We start from the raw sequence: 18839 nt of genomic DNA, 5'->3' as shown, positions 1-18839 counted from the left end.
AAAATAAATTTTTTTGAGCCCCAATAAGTACATAAAAATTTAAAAAGAGTGAACCTGAAAATTTCAAAAAATGAAAAAAGTTCAACCCAAATTTTGGCTGAACTCTTTTTTTATTTCGCAACATGGTCCCATGTTGCTCCGCTTGCAAAAAGAAAAATTGAGAAACATTCATTTAAAATTTCGTAACATGTACCCATGTTACTATGCTCGCAAAAGAAACTACTTTTATTCGAGCCTGGCGACAAGAAAAAAACAAAAGCTATTTTTTCTCCAGGCGCCCAAAACCGATGCTTGCCTTTTTAGAAATCAACTATGTACTCAGTCGCTTACTTAGAAAAACCAGAAATCAAAAAAATTTTTCGACTCCTGGTACTCCTTAATTCAAATTTACCTACTTACCCATTTACCCAAATAAATAAAGAAATTGCTGCTACAACTGCTGTTGTGATCATTAAAACCCCACCTTCCACCATATCCAAAGAATATTTAAAGCTGGTATGGTTGCCAAACGGGTCTTAGAACCAATACAAAAAGAGCTATCAGCCTATTTTAAAGGTCTTAAAATTACACCATTAAAATCTAACTCTCGTGGAAATCCTATAATTGGATATGAATTTACATGGCAAGCTGAACAAACGAGCGAATGGAAAGATTTTAATAGCATAAATAGGACTGGTAAAAAGAAGCCTATCCGTTCAGAATCTATACCTGATACTATCCTTGCTGCTGAAAAAGAAGATCAAGAAAGAAAGAAAAAGCTTCAGGAAGAATTCTTTCAAAAAGCAATGCAACTGCGTAATCACCCTTTTGAAGAACAAGCAAAACTTTTCTCTGAAGCCAGAGAAGTTGATACCTACAGAATGCCGAATGCTACACAATTTTTAGATACTTTAGCCACTTTGATGGCGTTTGACTTAAAAACCTATTGGGATCCTATTTTACAAAAAGCTCAGTCTGAAGATGAAGAAAATGGCTGATAAAACAATAAAAGAACTTGCTGACGAATTGAGAGTAAGCAAATCATATGTTGATAAAATAATTCGCACACTACAACTGCATACCAAACTTAATAAAGTAGGCAATAAATATGTGATTTCAAAAAGGCAAGAAAACATAATAAAATCAAGGATTTCTAACGAAAAATCAACAACAGAATCACATACTAATTCAACAACTAATTCAAGCGCTGAAGTTAATTTTTTACGTGAACAATTACAGATTAAAAATGAAGAAATGAATACTATGCAGCGGCTACTGGATCAACAACAACAACTCACCCTTCAATCAAATAAACGAATCGAGCAGCTAGAAGCTCAATTACAAATTGGATCTCAATCTCCTAAAGAAGAACAGCCTTCAGCTGAAGAACCAAAAACTGATCCTGATTCAATACCGGACAAAAAGTGGTGGCATTTTCTCCGAAAAGATTCCTGATTTTTGGTTTGATCGATGGAAAGCCGCTACACGCAAAAATCCCACCTTTTCAAAAGGTGGGTATAATTGGGCAATATGACTTCTAGTGGATATGTTAGTAGAAAATATTTACGCCCTTTTTGTGCACTTCTTATGTCCCAACTACGGACTTCATACGGTCGCTACTATGTCCCCAGTCCTCTTTTCATGTACCCACGTAAATAACCTAGCACTGCTAGGATACCCACACATTTGGGTACAGATTTCCCTTATGCTCTTTCTAAATTTTAAATGATTTGAATGATCATTTAAAATTTAGAAAGGTTTATCCGCTTGATATTCTTATTACTACTGATGTGCAACTATAAGTTGACACGCTGCAAACAGAATGGTGCTTTCTTTTCTATCTCTTTTTTTGTACGATTTAATTACAAAAAAAGGAGTGATCAATATGAAAAAGGCATTAATCTTAGAAGCAGTAATATTTTTTGGTATTTTTGGTAAGGGATCCCTTAGTCACGCTGAAGAGAATCAAGAGTCCGTTACTTATTCATTATCCGATACTACAAAACAAACTTCTAGTGTTGTTACAGATGAAGGTGAAGAAATAATTATCACTATAGAAAGAGAACCTTCTCTTTCTCGGGCATTAGGAAATGGTACATATACCGTTTCAACAGAAAGAAGAGGTTCATGGAAAGCTAGTTATCAGGTAACGGTAAAAAACAATTCAATTACTGGTACAAAGAACGCAAGTGCTACCGCTATTTCTGGTTCATTTACTAGCAAATCTTTACGAATCGACAACTCAAAACAAGCAACTTACTATTTAAAGCGTAAAGTAGGCACGTCTACAGCTACTATTAATCTTCGAGCAAAAATAAATGGTTCTAAACTCAATGTTTCTGTTTTGACTTAAGAATCAGGTGTATAGTTTACCTCGATTCTTTGATCCCACAAGAGATAGTCACCAACCATAATAAATGTAAAATACAAATTTATTAGAAGGCAACACACACTTACAACGTTAATGAGCGTGTAAAATGTGTTGCTTTTTTTATTTCGTTTCATGATAATAGGAGCAAGGAGTAGACCCAAAGGAGCAGCGACGGATAAGGCAATTACGGCAATCAACAAAAGTAAACCTTCATCAGTTTCACCAATTCTCTGATGATGAATCCAATCTAATTTTTTCCGATGCTCTTCAATGGTTTGGTTATTTTCATCAATTTTCTTTTTCAATTCTTTATTTTCTTGAACAAGTTCATCTATGGAAACTTCATAAATTTTACTCAGTAAAATTAAATTATCAATATCTGGATAACCTTTTCCTGTTTCCCATTTAGAGACGGACTGACGAGAAACATTCAATTGATCTGCAACAGCAGCTTGTGAAAGACCTCTATTTTCTCGGTGTGCACGTAACTGATCAGCTAAAGCCATGTGTTTCCCTCCTTTTGATTTTTATACTTAATCATACGTCATTTTGAACGAAAAAACTATCATTTCTTTGTTTACTTAGTAGCAACTTATGGTTGCTACTAGCGTGACAACTAAGGGGTGTCACGATGTAAACCAACAGGTGCTTACTAAAATAATCTTTTCGTGTGATGATGATTTTATATTAAAAAGAAAAGAAGGTTTTATTTTATGAAAAAAGTTTTATTTGTCTCTATTGTTGGATGCTCATTGTTTTTAGGGAATACTATTACTTATGCTGATGACAATGTTGAAAATACTTTGAATTCATTAGATGTAGCCAATTCTTCTGAACTAATGGATTCTTTTGGTAACATAGTAAAAGAAGTAAATGAAAAAGATATCATTTTTTACACTGAAGATTCTGAAATTTAAGACGATAATCAGTTAGAGATTGCACCTAGATATACTCTATCCACCCGTAAAAAAAATGTAAAGACATTTGATGAGTGGTCAGGTTATAAAAGAATATCTGATAATATTGCCACAGGAAGCAAAGGTGGATCAATAACAGCTACTAAGACGGCTACCTTCGGTACGAGTATATCTGGCGATATAAAAGGGATTAAAGTAAATGCTTCTGGATCAGTATCTAGCGCAAAAGGCTATATTTTAAATATTGGTGCCAATAAGCGCGTCTATTTAGGGTATAGAGTAAGATATGCTGTAGAAACGGGAACTAGAGAAGTTTATAGAACAGCAAGTGGAAAATTACATTCTAGTAATAAATATACTGTTAAAAGACCAAAATATGGAGAATATGCTTTAATTAACTATTAAATAAAAAAATGTTATACTAAATTAAAAAGAAAGGACTTCAATATATGAATATAAAGTTTGCTAAAGTGATAGGTTATGTCATCATATTTGCATCAATACTAATATCACTTATATTTAGCTTTAACCCGGATAAAATCCTTGTGGATGGTGACCCTTTAGATACTGGATATATGATATCAAAAACGTTATTTATAATTACTAGTCTACTTATTTCAACTATAATTGGAGTTCAATTAATCAACAAAAAATAGTACTGTTCTAATATTAAGAAAGCTAATACGAAGGTGATGAACAAAATTAAGCTTAAAAATTATTATGTTGTTGTGGTTGCTTATGTATTAGCTAGTATTATTATTTTGTTTAGAAAAAATAATCTAAACTTATCCTATTTTTTGAATTGTGAATTCTCTGGTTTGTTAGGCTTTATTATTGGGTATACATTACTTTAGTATCTGGTAATAAGGAAAGACAAGTAATTAGAAGTTTTAATTTAATAACAAAACGAAAAAATTGAATAAAAAGACGACCTTCACTACTTTTCTGCAAACTAATTGCAAAATAGTAGTGAAGGTCATTTTTTATTATCCAATTTACTAACAATAGAAGCTGGTAAGGTGTCTAACGATTAGTTTGCTGAATGTTTACTCGCCGGATCTAAACGACGTTCGATCATGCCTAATACCCAGTCTGTAATGATCGCCATTAGAGCAGTTGGTAACGCACCAACAAGGATGATCGCTGTCCCGTCTGTTGCATTTGTTCCGCGGATGATGATATCACCAAGACCACCAGCGCCCACAAAAGCTCCGATCGCTGTGATTCCGATCGCCACAACTAAAGCATTACGAATACCAGCCATAATCACGGAAACAGAGAGTGGTAATTCTACCATATAAAGTCGTTGCCATTTTGTCATGCCCATTCCTTTACCCACATCTAAAATATTTCGATCGACTTGGATCATCCCGGTATAAGTGTTTTTAATGATTGGTAAAAGCGAATAAAGAAAGACAGTGACGATAACTGTATTTACACCAAGTCCAAGACCTAGCATCAAAATTGAAAGCATCGCCAAGGAGGGAACCGTTTGAATCAAGTTTGCGATGCTCACGATCCAACCAGCCATTTTTCTTCTGCGGGCAATGAAAATCCCAATCGGTATTCCAACAATAGCGGCAAATAATACACCGTAAATAGAAATCAAAAAATGTCGGACAAATTGACTCAAGACATAGCTACCGTTTTGTTCAAAGTAATAGATAAACTGCTGTAGTAAATTCATATCTTGTAGATTCTGCATTATTTTCCACCTCCTTCAGATTCGAAGAAATGGTGTTCTTTTAAGAAGTTATCAGCGACAGTAGCAGGTTCCATCAGATCATTGTCTGCTTGATAATTTAGTTTTTGCATCGTTTCTGTTGAAATTTGTCCAGATAATTTAGCTAAAATGTCATTTAATTCAGGATGTTTTTTTAGAACAGCATCCGTTGCAACTGCACAAGCGTCATAAGGTGGGAAGAAATGAAGATCGTCTTCTAGAATAACTAGGTCATAACTACCGATTCGACCATCTGTTGAATAACCTAAAACAACATCCATCTTATTCGCTGCAACAGCATCGTAAACTAAACCAATCTGCATTGGAAAAACACGTTTAAAATCAAAGCCATAAGTTTCTGTAAATCCTTTGTAGCCATCCCCTTTACGATCGATCCAAGAGGTATCAACACCTGCTGTTAATTGATCGCCAACTTTTTTGAGGTCACTAATGGTTTTTAAATTATATTTCTTAGCAGTTTCTTGCGTGACCATAAAGGCGTAGGTATTAGCAAATCCATAAGAATTAAACCATTTTTGCTGAAACCTTTTTTGAAACTCAGATTGTACAACATCAAAAGCTTTTTTAGGATCTTTGATTGGTTCTAAATTTAGTGTAGTTGTTAAATCAGTTCCTGTATAACGAGCAGCTGAAATTTGTGCATCGCCATTCATCATTGCTTGATGATTGATTGTTGTTGTTGCTAAATTATTGATGATCGTTGTTTTTTCATCGGTGTAATGTTCGATCATGCCAGCAACTAAACTTGCTAGTATTTGTGCTTCTGATGTGATACCACCGGTAATGGAAATCGTTGAATCATCAGAGTTAGAAGCAAGCCCTGGTAAAGAACAACCTGATAATAACAAGGCACTGCAAAATGTAACGAGCAATAATTTTAGTTTTTGTTTCATTGCTATTCCGCCTCCCTTAATGCTTTAGGCGTTAATTTCTTCTCTAGCAGACCTAGTAGTAAGTCTGCTGCTAATGCTAAAATAGTAACAGGAATGGTCCCGGCAAAAATCAAATCAGGTTGATAATTATTTAATCCGCTGAAAATAAAGTCCCCAAGACCACCAGCACCAATGTATGAAGCAAGTGTTGCCCATGCAATCACATACACAGCAGCTAGCCGAATTCCAGCCATAATAGTGGGCATTGCTATCGGCAATTCAACCATAAAGATCGATTGTACATTGGTCATACCCATCCCTTTGGCAGCATCTTTATAATCAGAACTTACTTCTTTGATCCCAATATACGTATTTCTTAAAATTGGGAGTAAGGAGTAGATAAACAAAGCAATGATTGCTGGAATCTTACCAACACCAAAAATTGGAATCATAAGTGCAAGTAACGCCAATGAAGGGACGGTTTGTAGCGCACTCGTTAAGCCAATGACAATAGCTGCTGTCCTTTTGGTTCTGGTTAATAAAATCCCAATTGGTACTGCGAATAAAATACCTAAAAGGAGTGCCACACCTGAAATAAAAATATGTTCACCAATTTTAGTGACAAGTTCATTTCCTCTTTCTAAAAGAAACTGATTCATTTTTTTTACACCTCCGCTTGAGGTTGTTTGACATCAGTTGATCCCGTTTCACTTGAAGCAGGAGTCACATCTTCTGTTTCTTCTTCACCCCAGATAACATCGTATACGATATCTACGAGTGAGGCTCTTGTTAAGATTCCAACTACTTTTTGTTGGTCATCCACAACAGGAACATATTTTAAACCGCGTTTTAAGATTCGTTGTAATGTATCGCGTAGTAATGACGATTTTTTTACAAAGAATACCTTTGGATTCATGATATCACTCACACTAGTAGCAGTATTTCTACGACGGTCAAGTGTTTCAACATCGATAAAGCCTTTTAATACGCCAGCACCATCAACAACTAAGAGTGTATCAACTCGTTTTTCTCTCATAAGTTTGATTGCTTCTGATAATGATTTTTCTGGTGTGATCGTGATCGCGTTGTTTAGCATTACTTCACCAACTGTAGTAATATCTGGTTTGGCTTGGATCAAGCGATCTTCACCAATCAATTCTTCAACAAATTCATTGACCGGATGACGTAAAATATTGTCGGGTGTGTCAAATTGAATGACTTTTCCTTCGCTCATGATCGCGATTCGGTTGGATAATTTCAGCGCCTCATCCATATCATGGGTAACAAAAACAATGGTTTTTCCTAAACGTTCTTGCAAGTCTTTGACTAAATCTTGCAAAGAATCTCTTGTAATAGGATCTAAAGCGCCAAACGGTTCGTCCATCAAAATAATATCTTGATTAGCGGCAAGAGCACGAACGACACCGATTCGTTGTTGTTGACCACCAGAAAGTTCATTTGGATAACGATCAAGCATTTCTCTAGGTAGTTCAACTAAATCGATCATTTTTTCTGCGATTTTGTTCCGTTCTTCTAGGTCGACTTTTAATAACTTAGGTACAAGTACGATGTTTTCTCTGATTGTCATGTGTGGCATTAAACCGATATTTTGAATGACATAACCGATTTTTCTGCGTAATTCTACCGGATTGATCGTTTGAATATCCTCACCATTGATCAAGATTTTTCCTTTTGATGGATCAGTCATCCGATTGATCATCCGCATAGAAGTTGTTTTTCCGCTACCACTGGTTCCGATAAAGCAGATAAATTCACCTTTATCAAAAGACAGATTGATGTCATCTACAGCAATTTTACCGCCTTTGTAAATTTTTGAAACATGTTGAAATTCGATCAACTTTCTCACCCCAAATTCTTTTTCTTTTGTCTCGTTTCCTAACTGATTTCAGTGTTTCCTAACAAACGTTTCTACTACTAGTATGCTACAAAACAACGATTTGGACAAATCAGATGTTTTTTTTCATACTTTTTAGGGTAAAAAGGGAGTGTGTGGAAAGATAGTTAGCTAGAAAATTAAAATAAGGTCTTCTTATTAACTATTATTCTATTGACAATAGTAGGAAACCTTAGTATATTGTTGATTAGCTACTACTGTTTTATGAATAATAGGAGGGGAAAAGGAAGTATATGGAAAAATTTGGGTTAGGATATTTGGTATTTAGTTTAAGTTATTTGTTGTTGTTTTATCTTGTTTCTAAGAAAGATGTAAATTATCGAAAATTTGTATTGACTGGTTTCGTAATTATTCAGTTTATCTATTTAGTTTGGCGTTTTCTTTATACAATTCCAAGTGGAAATATTATCGAAACGATTGCTGGAAGTCTGCTATACTTGGCAGAATTTATGGGGTTTGTTCAAGCATTTACTTTGGTTATCTTGTTTTGGAAACCTTATAAGCGCTCTGAAAAATCCTTGGATGAATTGGAAACTTTGCCCACAGTTGATATTTTGATCGCTACATATAATGAGAATATTGAAATTTTAGAGAGAACGGTTGTTGGATGTTTATCGATTGATTACCCGAAAGAACTGTTGAAAATCTATCTTTGCGATGACGGAAATCGTCCAATCGTGAAAAAATTAGCGGAAAAACATCGAATAGAATTTATTGCTCGTCCCACACATGAGCATGCCAAAGCAGGAAATTTAAATTATGCTTTGACAAAAACGAATGGAGAAATCATCGTGACACAAGATGCCGATATGGTACCTAAACGAGAGTTTTTACAACGGACGTTGGGATATTTTTCTGAGGAGCAAGTTGGGTTTATCCAAACACCTCAGACTTTTTTTAATTCAGATATTTTTCAACATAATTTGTATTTAGACAGTGAAATCAACAATGAACAAGACTTTTTTATGCGTAGTTTAGAAGAAGGGAAAGATCAATTTAATGCAGTTCTTTATGTAGGTAGTAATGCCTTATTCAAACGTAGTGCACTTGACTCGATTGGCGGATTTACGACGGGCGTGATCACAGAGGATATGGCGACAGGTTTACTATTGCAAAATAATGGTTGGAGAGGTGTATTTGTCAATGAAGCACTTGCCTCTGGTCTTTCACCAGAAACTTTAGCTGATTATGTAAAACAACGTGATCGTTGGGGACGAGGTAATGTCCAAGTTTCAAAAAAATATACCTTAAAGAAATTAAAAAATTTATCGTTTATTCAAAAATGGTTTTATCTTGATGGTGTATTGTATTGGTATTCAGGGATGTATAAATTGATTTATTTACTTTGTCCATTTTTATATCTGGTCTTTGATATTGCAAGTTTAAAAACGACTTTGCCGCGGCTGATAGTATTCTGGTTGCCTGCATTTCTGTCTGGAAGCTTGATGTATAAATCTGTAGCCAGAAAAAAATACAACTCTTTCATAAGTAATATTTATGAGTTAGTTACCGCACCTCAAGTTTCTTGGGCAGTTTGGAAAGAAACGTTATTTAGTCCTAAGAAGAATAAAAAGTTTCACGTGACGATTAAAGGAGTTCAGGGAGAAAAGGGGTATTTTGATTGGCGTAATTGTAAAGTACAGATTTTATTATTAGCAATGAATTGTTTTGCGTTGATTTATTATATTTTACAATTAGATTTAGCTCATTTACAGTGGTGGAATGTTTTTACTATCAATATTTATTGGTTACTTTATAATATTGTCAGTTTGACTGTTGCTGTTTCTGTAGCTTATGAGCGTCCGCGTTTGCCAATGATTATCCCTGTTGATTATCAAGGGGAATTAGTGAAAGAAGATCAAGTGATTCCAGTTCAAATCAATTATTTAGGTGAAAAAAGTGTAAGTATCACCGTCTCTCAAAAAGATCCTTACTTGAGTATTTTGCTACATCAAGAAGAAGGTTTTCTTTCTTTTCAAAAAATAAAAAATGTAAAAATGATTCGTTCGCGTATGATTAATCTAGGTGGACAAGTTGAAATTACCTTTAAGATCCAAAAATTTTCACGCAAGAATCATTATCGTTGGTTAGGTCTGATTTATTCAGATCCAAAGTCTGGAGTTGGAGATATCCACTCCATTAGAGTTAAATTTTACTCTATTTTTAAATATATATTCAAAAATAGAAAAGATGCACAAAAAAATCAACAGTTATTGTCATAAAAGGAGCCAATTAGACGTATGAAAAAAAAGAGAATAATTATTATATTAGCTTTTATAGTTGTTGTTTTGACTGGATGCGCAAAGAATGCTGATCCTAAAGATGTTGCTACAGCTTTTATCAATAATGTAATTTATGGTAAAGATAAGGAAGATGCAGAGAAGTATTTTTATCGATTAGATGCACCAAATGAAGCCGATTTGAGTCAGGACTTTTCTGAATTATTTGATCTTTCAAAGGAACAGGCAGAGGAATTAGTAAAAATTTATCAAGAACGACTAGAGAAAGAAACTAGTTTTTCTATAACAATGAATGACAGTAAATCAAAGAAACCAGAAGCGATAGTGACGGTTACGGGGTTAGATCAACCCCAATTTGATCAAAACGTGGATCAAAAAACGGATGAAGAATTAGTACAATGGTTAAAGAACAAAGGCTATGATAAGATTAAAAAGTTAGATGATATCGATAATATTTCCGATGAAAAGCAATTAAAAGGAATTTTAAACGAATTAAATGCATTAAACGACAAAGACCTTAATCAAATTCAATTTGAAGCACTAAAAAAAGCATTTAAAGAATTGAAAGCATCAGGAAAACCAAAAACGATTCGTTTAGAATTAGAACCAGATCAGAAAGAAAAAAAATATTGGACTATTGTAGATGAAGAAAAACGTTTTAATGAATTGCTAGATGCTTTCCAAGGATAACATTAGTAAAGAAATATGTTGATTAAGGAGAAGTTAAAATGAAAAAATTTATAGTATTTTGCATAGCTCTTTTGATGATAGGTATCGGGACCACTCAGACAGTAAATACCGCAGATGCTGCATTTTCCAAAGATGAGGCAGTCAGAGTGCGATTTGCCTTGAAAAGAGAACGGTTAGCCGAAGTCGTATCCAAAAAGATCGCTCATGTTGAAAAATCAATCAAAAAAAAATTGAAAGAACAAGAAGCAAAAAAAGTTAAAAAACAAAAGGAAGAGATAGAAAAAAAAGCGGCACTAAAAAAAGCCGAAGAAGAAAAAGCGGATAATCAAGTTGCGGCCCAAGAGATGGAAAAAGAGCAAGCAGCAGCGCAGCAACCGATAGAAGACACACCAGTATCACCTGTACCAGAAAATGTAGAAGATGTAGAGGCTGTTTCTGGCGCTTCAGAAAGTGGAAGAGAAAGAGGGCAAAAAAATAGAGAGTGGGGCGAACAGTTGGGTGATCCTAATTTGACACCAGAAGAGCGTCAAGGTATCATTCAAGAGAAAAAGAATTACAACCGCAATAACCACTGACAAAGCACTTTGAAGCAAGGCTGATTCTAATAGCTCTTAGAAAGTTGATTAATATATGTACTAGAGCGCTCTTTTCTAAGAGAGCAGCAAGTTAGCTTAATCATAATTGCTTTTTTCATAGTCAATTTATTTCAGTGGACAGTTATGGAAATAGCGGGTAATTTGTCAATCAAAACTGTGATAAGGGGATTGAGCGATGAGGGCTTCTAGCCAATTTAAAAAAGGTGCTTTAGAGATGTGTGTGCTTCATTTTATTCAAAAAGAAGATCGATATGGTTATGAATTAACACAACGAGTGAATCAGTTTATACCGATTACCGAAGGGGCGCTTTACCCAGTTTTGCGTCGATTAGTCAAGGAAGAGTATTGTGTCATTTATACCAAAGAATCGCCAGATGGTCCTTCCAGAAAGTATTACCAAATGACTGATAAGGGGATAGAATATTTGGAAACTTTAGAGCGTGATTGGGATGAATTCGTTGAACAAGTGAGTAAACTGAGGGAGGCAGATTAGTGAATACAATGGAAGAATATTTAAACCAACTAAAGGCTGCTTTTGCTGAAGAAGATATAGACGATTTTAATGAGTTAAAGGAAGATTTACTGGAGCAGTTAGCTATTTGTTTGGAAGAGGGACAGACGGAAGAGGAAGTTGTAGCCAGACTTGCGCCACCAGAAGAGATAGCAGCTGATTATTATGCAGACTTAAGTTTAGATGCAGCTATCAATGCTAAAACTTCCGTCGTACCTAGAGAAGAAATTCAAGATGTGTTTATTCAAACGCAGAAAAAAAGAATGCAGAAATCTATAAAAACAGTGTTCAAGGTACTAAAACCGTTAGTATTACTGTTGCTTTTTGCAGTGTTTACGTTTTTTCTGATCTACATAGTTAAAGAATTGATTGAAGAACACAACCTTGCTGGAATCCCAACGATTCTATGCTTATTATTACTAGCAATCATTTTACAATTAGTAAAGGGTTGGATCGTTCCAAAGCGGAAACTAATCAATGGGGGATCAATTGTTTTATCGAGTCTTGGGGTGCTGATGCTGTTGTTCTTTTTAGTTACGGGACAGTTGATGTATTCAGGTAGACAATATTATAAAGAGATTAGTCTGGCTTCGAATAATCATGCTGCATTTAGTTTTGATTCAGATGCAGATGTGGAGATTACGACTGTAGAAGTGTCTAGTACTGAAAAGCCAAGCTTGATGGTCAAAGGTCGCTTTAAAGAAAGTGATATCAAGAAAATTGAAACAGGCTCTTACGATAACAAAATAAACTTAACCTTGGATGAAGAAAATATCTTTGATACATTTACTCGAACAGGACGTTCAGAAGTGATTTTCTTCATACCAAAAGGAACGATTCTTGATGATTTTCATTTAGGATTAAGTCGTGGAGATTTACGCTTATTAGATATTCAAACAAAGAATTTTGACTTGGACTTAATTGCTGGTGATGTTTATGCGAAAAATATTATTGCAGACGAAGGCAACGTAGATAGTGACTATGGTGATGTGATCATAGAAGAATCTGCAATGAATTTAAAGGTTAATAGTGTTTCTGGGAAAACGGTGATTACAGGTATGCTTGGAAATCTAACGATCGAAGGGGATAAAGGACTGTCTATTTTAAAATTTTTACGTTCGGATAATGTTGTCTTAAACAATCATTCGGGACGTATGATTTTAGAAGATTCTGAAACAAAGAATCTGACAACGACTGCAACAGATGGTCAAGTAATCGTTAAACGAACAAAAGGAAATCTTTTGATGGTCAATGAAAGCGGAAAAATAGTTTCAGAAGAAAATCAAGGAACATTAGAACTTAAAAATGGATCTGGTCCGACGATTGCCATTCAAGAGAGCAAGGTAAACGCGAATGTCTCCAGTGAATCTGGGTTTATCAAATGGCTGCAAGATCCTAGTCAAACAGTTGAAGTCATCGCCAGGACCGAAGCTGGTGAATTGAGAAATGATTTTTTAGATATACCAGGTAGTGGAAAATATAAAATTAATGTGAAATCCAAAACGGGAGATGTCAAAATTTTAGAAAAAGTTGAGTAAAATCGGGCAGATATAATTGTTAGAACTGTGCTAATCGATTATCTTCTGACAGATGTTATTAACGGGAGAAGTTCGCAATCAATAAAAAGTTAGCAGGGGAGTCGAGCAAAATGCTGTGTGTTTTGCTTTGCTCTCCTTAATAATGGGTAAACAGCGAGTGAAGAGATTCTAGATATTTACTAGAATAGAATGCTTCTATCTCGATTTTTTTGGAAAAAGATTTAAGGAGAAGATAATGTTTAATAAAAGGAAAATTAAAAAGTGGTTTAGACAAGGTGAACAAGCTTTAAATGAAAAAGATATCCAGCAAGCGGTATATTTTTTAAAACTAGTCATTGAAACAAGTATCAAAAATGGTGGTATTCAATTAAATGAGTGTTTCAATTCGTTTGTTTTACTTGGAGATATTTATAACAAGGAAATGTGTTTCGAAGAAGCAGATCAACTGTACCGTATGGCTGCAGGCATCGATTTTTCAGCGAAGTTTATTTTACTGAAAAATGAAATAGCTCATGACGATTCAAACTATCAAGTAAGTAGAAAAAAATGGTTGAAAAAAAATATGATCGATTTTACTGATATCATTCAAGCAAAAGATGGTAAAAATTGGTTTTTCTTAGTTGAAGAAGAAGCAACCAGTTATCAGACGATGGTCTCTTCAAAAAAAATAAATCCCACTGAGCAGGAAGAAATCAAAGGAGATTCTTTCTGGTCTTATGAGGATTGTCTGGATACGCCGAATATGTAATTCATAAATCAATATATAGAAGATGAGGTTCAAAGTAAAGCTGTTTTTAGAGTACTTGGGCCTCTTTTTGTTTATTTGTTTTAGCTGAGAAAAAAATTGCGTAGGTTTCTAAAAAATTTTATTTTCATAATAAAATCAGCTAAATAAAAAAATTTCTGACACTTTGTTGACTATGAAAATGTTTTTCTTTAAAATGAATAATAGATAGAAACAAAAATAATAAAAAAAGGCACTTCATAAATCAGTTGGCGCTGACTTATGAAGCCCTGAGAAGTCAGAGAAACCTGACCAATCAAGTTGCCCGTGTCAATGCGTAACATCAACATATTCCATTTTACTCAATTTTTGGAGAAATATCTAGAACTTTCTTTTCCAGAATGTAAGATGGAACGGTAGATGTCTGTTTATTGAACATGCAATGGTATTGGTGTAGTTGACCAATACCATTTTTTATTTTGTTTCTATCTAGAAAAAGTAAAGTGCGACAATGCGAAAGACTCATGATTGAAGCCGACAAACTTGAGTTTTAGCAAAGTTTATTTTTACGATTTCGAAAGAATCAAAGACCAACAAGTGCTGATAGAATCGTTGAAGTGGTAATGTTCTGTTTGGTAAAAAGTAGTCTTTGATGTTTTTAGGGTATGAGCAGAGAGATCTGAATAAGACGAAAATTGGTGTATTCTAGATAAATCAGTTTTGTTTTTATCTTGTCTCGCTGTTTGTACCTTTTCATTTGATAAAAATTTAGACTTGAATAAATACATCTAGTTAATGATAGAGAACAGAGTGTGCTAATGAGAGATCTGGATTAAAACGGAATAGGGAGTGATTCTCATTACAATCAATCAGGGGGTGTTTTATTTCCGTTTTTTACTAGGCTAAGTTATTTTTCTTTATAAATATTTGCTTCAATTTCTGCTCGATCGGGTTCTAAAAAATCAGGCAGAGCAAGTTGTTCTCCTAAAGTGATTAAAGGCTCATCGATCGTAAATCCAGGTGTTAAGGTAGCAAATTCCACCCGATTACCCCCAGGTTCTCTGATATACAAGCTTTTAAAATATCCGCGATGAACGATTTGTTCAATGTCCCACCCTTGTTTTTTTGCTTTTTCATATAAAATTTCTAAAGTTTCCTCATCTTTGATTGAAAAAGCGACATGATCCATACTTCCTCGGCCCATTCGCATTTTCTCAGTTGTGGATGTTGGTAAGAGACGAATAAAGTCAGTTTCATTTAATTTAATCAGCCCATCCTTATTTTTCCAACCCAACAATTGGTGGAAAAAATCAGCTGTTTTTTCTGGTTCTGTAACGTGAAACTCAGTAGATAAAAGTCCGAGAATCTGTTTGTTTCCAGGGATAGAGTTTTTTACTTGTAGCTCTTTTTTTAAAGGATCTTGCTCTACTTCAACCAGAAGAAGAGTAACTTGATCTTTATCTACAAAACGAAGTGCATTTTGTTCTTCAATAAAAGGAACGCTCAGAGAACTCAAATGCTGCTTCCAAAAAGATAGACTTCCTTTAGGGACTTTTAACGCAATGGTACTTAAAAAATGATTATTATCATAGCGTTGGGCCAATGAAGGAACAACGAAAAAAGTTATGACAGAACCAGGTGTTCCTTCATAATCTCCATAATAGTAAGGAAGCATGTGCTGGTTCTCTTGATTGACTGTTTTTTTTACGAGACGTAATCCAAGAGTATGGGTATAAAAAGATAGATTCTCCTCGGCAAATCTCGTTAACAATGAAACATGATGGATAGATGCAAACATTATAAAACCTCCTCAATACAAACACTTACTAAAAGTAAGTATACCTGTTGTCAATTGTCACGACAAGTATTTTGCCTTTAGGATGCGTGCTTTCTTCATAGCCAGATGGCATAAAAAATGGTAGAATAGCCAAGACAAATCAAGTAGAAAGAGTGAAAAATATGCTTAGTACAGAAGATTTTGATTTTGATTTACCGGAAGAACTGATTGCTCAAACACCGTTGAAAGATCGAACGAGTTCGAAGCTTTTAGTTTTAAATCGGGAGACAAAAGAAATGGAAGATAGACATTTTCACGACATCATTGATGAATTGAACCCAGGGGATGCATTAGTCATGAATGATACGCGAGTGCTGCCGGCTAGATTATATGGTGAGAAGCCTGAGACTGGTGGACATTTGGAAGTATTACTTTTGACTAACACAGAAGGTGACACTTGGGAGACTTTAATCAAACCAGCCAAGCGAGCAAAGGTTGGCACAAAAATTAGTTTTGGCGATGGGCGACTAACAGCAACTGTTGTGGAAGAATTGGAGCATGGCGGACGAATTGTAACGTTTCATTACGATGGGATTTTCTTGGAAATCTTAGAATCATTTGGTGAAATGCCATTGCCACCTTATATCAAAGAACGCTTAGAAGATCCAGAACGCTATCAAACGGTTTATGCTAAAGAAAATGGCTCTGCAGCAGCTCCAACAGCAGGATTACACTTTACCCAAGAACTATTAGCTGAAATCCAGTCTAAGGGCGTGAAGCTCGTTTATTTGACCTTACACGTTGGTTTAGGAACATTCCGTCCTGTCAGTGTGGACAATATTGCAGAGCATGAAATGCATAGTGAGTTTTATCGTCTAACAGAAGCAGCAGCGGCGCAACTAAATGATGTTCGTGAAACTGGGGGGAAAATCGTTGCAGTTGGGACAACATCTATTCGTACATTAGAAACAATTGGAACAAAGTTCAATGGGAAAATCAAAGCAGATAGTGGCTGGACAGATATTTTTATCACACCCGGCTATGAGTTTAAAATAGTGCAAGCTTTTTCTACTAACTTCCATTTGCCCAAATCAACATTGGTAATGCTAGTCAGTGCATTTGCAGGTAGAGATTTAACACTTGCAGCATATCATCATGCAATTGAGGAGCACTACCGTTTCTTTAGCTTTGGTGATGCGATGTTTGTAAAGTAAGATAAAATATAAGGGAAAAAAACTCATTTTACTTTTAACTGAGTTAAGCAAGGGAGAAATGAGCTGCGTGAGTAGCAGAAGGCATTTCTAGTACTTGTTCAAGTTAAAAGAAAAATGAGTTTTTACTGTTTCTTAGATTCGAGGTAGTAACATTTATAAGCCGCTTAAAAGTAACGTTTGTGATAGTTCTCTTTTACGGACTGATCTTGGTAAGAAGCATCGAATTTCATCTTCGTTAAAGCCGATTTGTAATCTTTTTTCATCGATCATAATTGGACGGCGTAGTAGTCCGGGATTATCTTTGACCAACTCTAATAATGAATGTAGTGGTAATTCGTTAATATCTATATCTAATTTTTGGAAGACTTTGGAACGAATAGAAATAATATCTTCTGTGCCTTCTTCTGTAAGAATTAATATATTTTTTAGTTCGTCTAATGTAATAGGAGTAGTGCCAAAATTCTTTTCTTCAAATGGAATATCATGATCGATTAGCCATCTCCGTGCTTTTCTACATGATGTACAGCTATTTGTCGTATATAATTTTAACATATTCTTTCATATCCTTTCGAAAATATTGGTACATACCTCTTAATAACTATAATATACGAAAAGTAAAGAATTCACAAAATAAATGCTTACAAAATAGCTGTTTATTTCTATCAAAAGGTTGAAATAACTTAAAATTCACAAACTATTGTTATTTTTTTCAAACAAATTACAATGTTAGCTGTATTGTTCGCGAGTTGACGTTGTTATGTAAGGTTTTTAGTCAAATAAGTAAAGATTTTAATATAGATTACAAGCGTTTTCAAAAAAACATATGGTTATACTGTTTACTTGTATCATTGTTTAGAGACCTGTTAGTAAGGGTCTTTTTATTTGTAGAAAAAATACTTGACTGTAGGGTGACCTCATAGTTTATGCTTATGAAAGATGAAATATAAGTTATACCCTAAAATACGACAATCATAGGACTTAGGAGGAGATCAAAATAGAAACCTATTTAACAATGGGACAACTGGCGGAGCTGATGGCTATATCTAAGCATCAAATTCGTTATAACGAAGAGAAAGGTCTATTGTCACCAGCTTTTGTAGATAGTAATGGTTATCATAGATACGGAATGGATCAAGTCTATCAGCTAGCGAATATCCTTTTATTGAGAAGTCTAGGTGTTTCGACAGTACAAATTGATCAGTTTATGAGTAATAAGGATACTGTTTGGGCTGAAAAGACCTTGAAAGAAACGTTGAAAGCAACAGAAGAGAAAATTCAGCAACTAGTTTTTGCTAAAAAGAAAATAGAAAACTTACTACCGGAAATCAACCAAAAGGAAGAAGCTTATTTAAGGATACCTCAGAGAAGTTTGAGTAAAATTTATTCGTACCCACTGAGGGAATCTATAAATCTAGCTGATTTTTTCAAGTCCTTGAAGAATAATCAGAGGAGCCAGTCGTTATTTTCTGAATCGCTTTATTATTTGTTCAGCGAGGATCAAGTTAACGTATATATGTCAGATGTTTCTTCAACTGAAAAAATTTTACCAGCAGGGGATTATCTGGTGAAGAGGGTTTGGATAGAAGCAGAACAAGAATTATTAAAAGCAATTGATGATTTTAGTAAAGAAGTGAAACAGCCTTTTTGGAAATCCTCAGAAATTGTTGTTAAAGAAGCAACTTATTCTTCGGTTTTAATGAATAATAAACTGTTATATGAACTACAGTATTGTATTTCGATGGAAGGATGAA

At 34.6% G+C, this 18839-nt stretch carries 19 protein-coding genes; 12 read left to right on the top strand and 7 right to left on the bottom strand.

The features are described 5' to 3' along the window. Window positions 1–497 precede the first annotated feature (497 nt). The 3 genes from AC4BB5_RS14925 (at window position 498) to AC4BB5_RS14915 (ending at window position 2332) form a co-directional block, all read left to right on the top strand. Complete coding sequence (locus AC4BB5_RS14925) at window positions 498–977, top strand: hypothetical protein (RefSeq protein ID WP_490456889.1); 480 nt, start codon at window positions 498–500, stop codon at window positions 975–977. Next, the gene (locus AC4BB5_RS14920) at window positions 970–1434 is read left to right on the top strand and encodes a DUF536 domain-containing protein (protein ID WP_490456888.1); all 465 of its coding nucleotides are present in this window, start codon (window positions 970–972) and stop codon (window positions 1432–1434) included. The genes AC4BB5_RS14925 and AC4BB5_RS14920 overlap by 8 nt, the downstream gene beginning before the upstream one ends. Window positions 1435–1864: 430 nt before the next feature. Further along, a complete protein-coding gene (locus tag AC4BB5_RS14915; RefSeq protein WP_490456887.1) occupies window positions 1865–2332 on the top strand; it encodes a DUF5626 family protein in 468 nt (155 codons plus the stop codon). Here AC4BB5_RS14915 and AC4BB5_RS14910 read toward each other — a convergent pair. Beyond that, window positions 2329–2856: a helix-turn-helix domain-containing protein gene (locus AC4BB5_RS14910; RefSeq protein ID WP_490456886.1), complete on the bottom strand. Its 528-nt coding sequence runs from the start codon at window positions 2854–2856 to the stop codon at window positions 2329–2331. The genes AC4BB5_RS14915 and AC4BB5_RS14910 overlap by 4 nt on opposite strands. Before the next feature lie 207 nt (window positions 2857–3063). Between AC4BB5_RS14910 and AC4BB5_RS14905 the strand changes: the two genes are divergently transcribed. After that, window positions 3064–3267, top strand: coding sequence for a hypothetical protein (locus tag AC4BB5_RS14905; protein WP_490456885.1), 204 nt, complete (start codon window positions 3064–3066; stop codon window positions 3265–3267). Window positions 3268–4297: 1030 nt separating this feature from the next. Here the strand turns inward: AC4BB5_RS14905 and AC4BB5_RS14900 are convergent. The 4 genes from AC4BB5_RS14900 to AC4BB5_RS14885 are packed head-to-tail and all read right to left on the bottom strand — an operon-like array spanning window position 4298 to window position 7741. Then, entirely contained in the window at window positions 4298–4972 is a 675-nt protein-coding gene (locus tag AC4BB5_RS14900) for an ABC transporter permease (RefSeq protein ID WP_490456884.1), read from the bottom strand. After that, window positions 4972–5904: an osmoprotectant ABC transporter substrate-binding protein gene (locus AC4BB5_RS14895; RefSeq protein WP_490456883.1), complete on the bottom strand. Its 933-nt coding sequence runs from the start codon at window positions 5902–5904 to the stop codon at window positions 4972–4974. The genes AC4BB5_RS14900 and AC4BB5_RS14895 overlap by 1 nt, the downstream gene beginning before the upstream one ends. A gap of 2 nt (window positions 5905–5906) precedes the next feature. After that, window positions 5907–6542, bottom strand: a complete 636-nt coding sequence (locus AC4BB5_RS14890; RefSeq protein WP_490456882.1) for an ABC transporter permease — start codon at window positions 6540–6542, stop codon at window positions 5907–5909. Window positions 6543–6547: 5 nt separating this feature from the next. Beyond that, entirely contained in the window at window positions 6548–7741 is a 1194-nt protein-coding gene (locus AC4BB5_RS14885; protein ID WP_490456881.1) for a betaine/proline/choline family ABC transporter ATP-binding protein, read from the bottom strand. A gap of 290 nt (window positions 7742–8031) precedes the next feature. Here AC4BB5_RS14885 and AC4BB5_RS14880 point away from each other — a divergent pair, with 290 nt between their 5' ends. From AC4BB5_RS14880 to AC4BB5_RS14855, 6 genes are all read left to right on the top strand, one after another. Next, on the top strand, window positions 8032–10020 hold the full coding sequence (locus tag AC4BB5_RS14880) for a glycosyltransferase family 2 protein (RefSeq protein WP_490456880.1): 1989 nt from the start codon (window positions 8032–8034) through the stop codon (window positions 10018–10020). 18 nt (window positions 10021–10038) lie between these two features. Beyond that, window positions 10039–10728: a hypothetical protein gene (locus AC4BB5_RS14875; protein WP_490456879.1), complete on the top strand. Its 690-nt coding sequence runs from the start codon at window positions 10039–10041 to the stop codon at window positions 10726–10728. Window positions 10729–10766: 38 nt separating this feature from the next. Continuing rightward, window positions 10767–11303: a hypothetical protein gene (locus AC4BB5_RS14870; protein WP_490456878.1), complete on the top strand. Its 537-nt coding sequence runs from the start codon at window positions 10767–10769 to the stop codon at window positions 11301–11303. A gap of 196 nt (window positions 11304–11499) precedes the next feature. Beyond that, window positions 11500–11817 (top strand): PadR family transcriptional regulator, encoded by a 318-nt coding sequence (locus AC4BB5_RS14865; RefSeq protein ID WP_490456877.1) that lies wholly within the window; start codon window positions 11500–11502, stop codon window positions 11815–11817. A gap of 8 nt (window positions 11818–11825) precedes the next feature. Beyond that, window positions 11826–13373 (top strand): DUF4097 family beta strand repeat-containing protein, encoded by a 1548-nt coding sequence (locus tag AC4BB5_RS14860; RefSeq protein ID WP_490459079.1) that lies wholly within the window; start codon window positions 11826–11828, stop codon window positions 13371–13373. Window positions 13374–13608: 235 nt separating this feature from the next. Continuing rightward, window positions 13609–14121, top strand: a complete 513-nt coding sequence (locus tag AC4BB5_RS14855) for a hypothetical protein (protein WP_490456876.1) — start codon at window positions 13609–13611, stop codon at window positions 14119–14121. Window positions 14122–15004: 883 nt separating this feature from the next. Here the strand turns inward: AC4BB5_RS14855 and AC4BB5_RS14850 are convergent. Further along, window positions 15005–15895 (bottom strand): VOC family protein, encoded by an 891-nt coding sequence (locus AC4BB5_RS14850; protein WP_490456875.1) that lies wholly within the window; start codon window positions 15893–15895, stop codon window positions 15005–15007. A 161-nt stretch (window positions 15896–16056) separates the two neighbouring features. Between AC4BB5_RS14850 and queA the strand changes: the two genes are divergently transcribed. Further along, window positions 16057–17088, top strand: coding sequence for a tRNA preQ1(34) S-adenosylmethionine ribosyltransferase-isomerase QueA (gene queA / locus AC4BB5_RS14845; RefSeq protein ID WP_490456874.1), 1032 nt, complete (start codon window positions 16057–16059; stop codon window positions 17086–17088). A 153-nt stretch (window positions 17089–17241) separates the two neighbouring features. On the opposite strand, the gene spxA is transcribed toward queA, so the two are convergent. Then, complete coding sequence (spxA, locus tag AC4BB5_RS14840; protein WP_490456873.1) at window positions 17242–17640, bottom strand: transcriptional regulator SpxA; 399 nt, start codon at window positions 17638–17640, stop codon at window positions 17242–17244. A 460-nt stretch (window positions 17641–18100) separates the two neighbouring features. On the opposite strand from spxA, the gene AC4BB5_RS14835 reads away from it, so the two are divergent. Continuing rightward, complete coding sequence (locus tag AC4BB5_RS14835) at window positions 18101–18838, top strand: MerR family transcriptional regulator (RefSeq protein ID WP_490456872.1); 738 nt, start codon at window positions 18101–18103, stop codon at window positions 18836–18838. Window position 18839: the final 1 nt, after the last annotated feature.

Source organism: Enterococcus sp. AMC1252 (assembly GCF_058216515.1).
The sequence above is the reverse complement of the archived record's forward strand: the minus strand, read 5'-3'. Positions and strand labels throughout refer to the sequence as shown.

Excerpts from the sequence above, each read along its gene's own strand:
- AC4BB5_RS14925 (WP_490456889.1), top strand. The coding sequence starts at position 498 with ATGGTTGCCAAACGGGTCTTAGAACCAATACAAAAAGAGCTATCAGCC.
- AC4BB5_RS14850 (WP_490456875.1), bottom strand. The coding sequence starts at position 15,895 with ATGTTTGCATCTATCCATCATGTTTCATTGTTAACGAGATTTGCCGAG.
- AC4BB5_RS14900 (WP_490456884.1), bottom strand. The coding sequence starts at position 4,972 with ATGCAGAATCTACAAGATATGAATTTACTACAGCAGTTTATCTATTAC.
- AC4BB5_RS14865 (WP_490456877.1), top strand. The coding sequence starts at position 11,500 with ATGAGGGCTTCTAGCCAATTTAAAAAAGGTGCTTTAGAGATGTGTGTG.
- AC4BB5_RS14875 (WP_490456879.1), top strand. The coding sequence starts at position 10,039 with ATGAAAAAAAAGAGAATAATTATTATATTAGCTTTTATAGTTGTTGTT.
- AC4BB5_RS14880 (WP_490456880.1), top strand. The coding sequence starts at position 8,032 with ATGGAAAAATTTGGGTTAGGATATTTGGTATTTAGTTTAAGTTATTTG.
- queA (WP_490456874.1), top strand. The coding sequence starts at position 16,057 with ATGCTTAGTACAGAAGATTTTGATTTTGATTTACCGGAAGAACTGATT.
- AC4BB5_RS14835 (WP_490456872.1), top strand. The coding sequence starts at position 18,101 with ATGGGACAACTGGCGGAGCTGATGGCTATATCTAAGCATCAAATTCGT.
- AC4BB5_RS14910 (WP_490456886.1), bottom strand. The coding sequence starts at position 2,856 with ATGGCTTTAGCTGATCAGTTACGTGCACACCGAGAAAATAGAGGTCTT.
- AC4BB5_RS14915 (WP_490456887.1), top strand. The coding sequence starts at position 1,865 with ATGAAAAAGGCATTAATCTTAGAAGCAGTAATATTTTTTGGTATTTTT.
- AC4BB5_RS14860 (WP_490459079.1), top strand. The coding sequence starts at position 11,826 with ATGGAAGAATATTTAAACCAACTAAAGGCTGCTTTTGCTGAAGAAGAT.
- AC4BB5_RS14870 (WP_490456878.1), top strand. The coding sequence starts at position 10,767 with ATGAAAAAATTTATAGTATTTTGCATAGCTCTTTTGATGATAGGTATC.
- AC4BB5_RS14920 (WP_490456888.1), top strand. The coding sequence starts at position 970 with ATGGCTGATAAAACAATAAAAGAACTTGCTGACGAATTGAGAGTAAGC.
- AC4BB5_RS14855 (WP_490456876.1), top strand. The coding sequence starts at position 13,609 with ATGTTTAATAAAAGGAAAATTAAAAAGTGGTTTAGACAAGGTGAACAA.
- AC4BB5_RS14895 (WP_490456883.1), bottom strand. The coding sequence starts at position 5,904 with ATGAAACAAAAACTAAAATTATTGCTCGTTACATTTTGCAGTGCCTTG.
- AC4BB5_RS14890 (WP_490456882.1), bottom strand. The coding sequence starts at position 6,542 with ATGAATCAGTTTCTTTTAGAAAGAGGAAATGAACTTGTCACTAAAATT.
- AC4BB5_RS14905 (WP_490456885.1), top strand. The coding sequence starts at position 3,064 with ATGAAAAAAGTTTTATTTGTCTCTATTGTTGGATGCTCATTGTTTTTA.
- spxA (WP_490456873.1), bottom strand. The coding sequence starts at position 17,640 with ATGTTAAAATTATATACGACAAATAGCTGTACATCATGTAGAAAAGCA.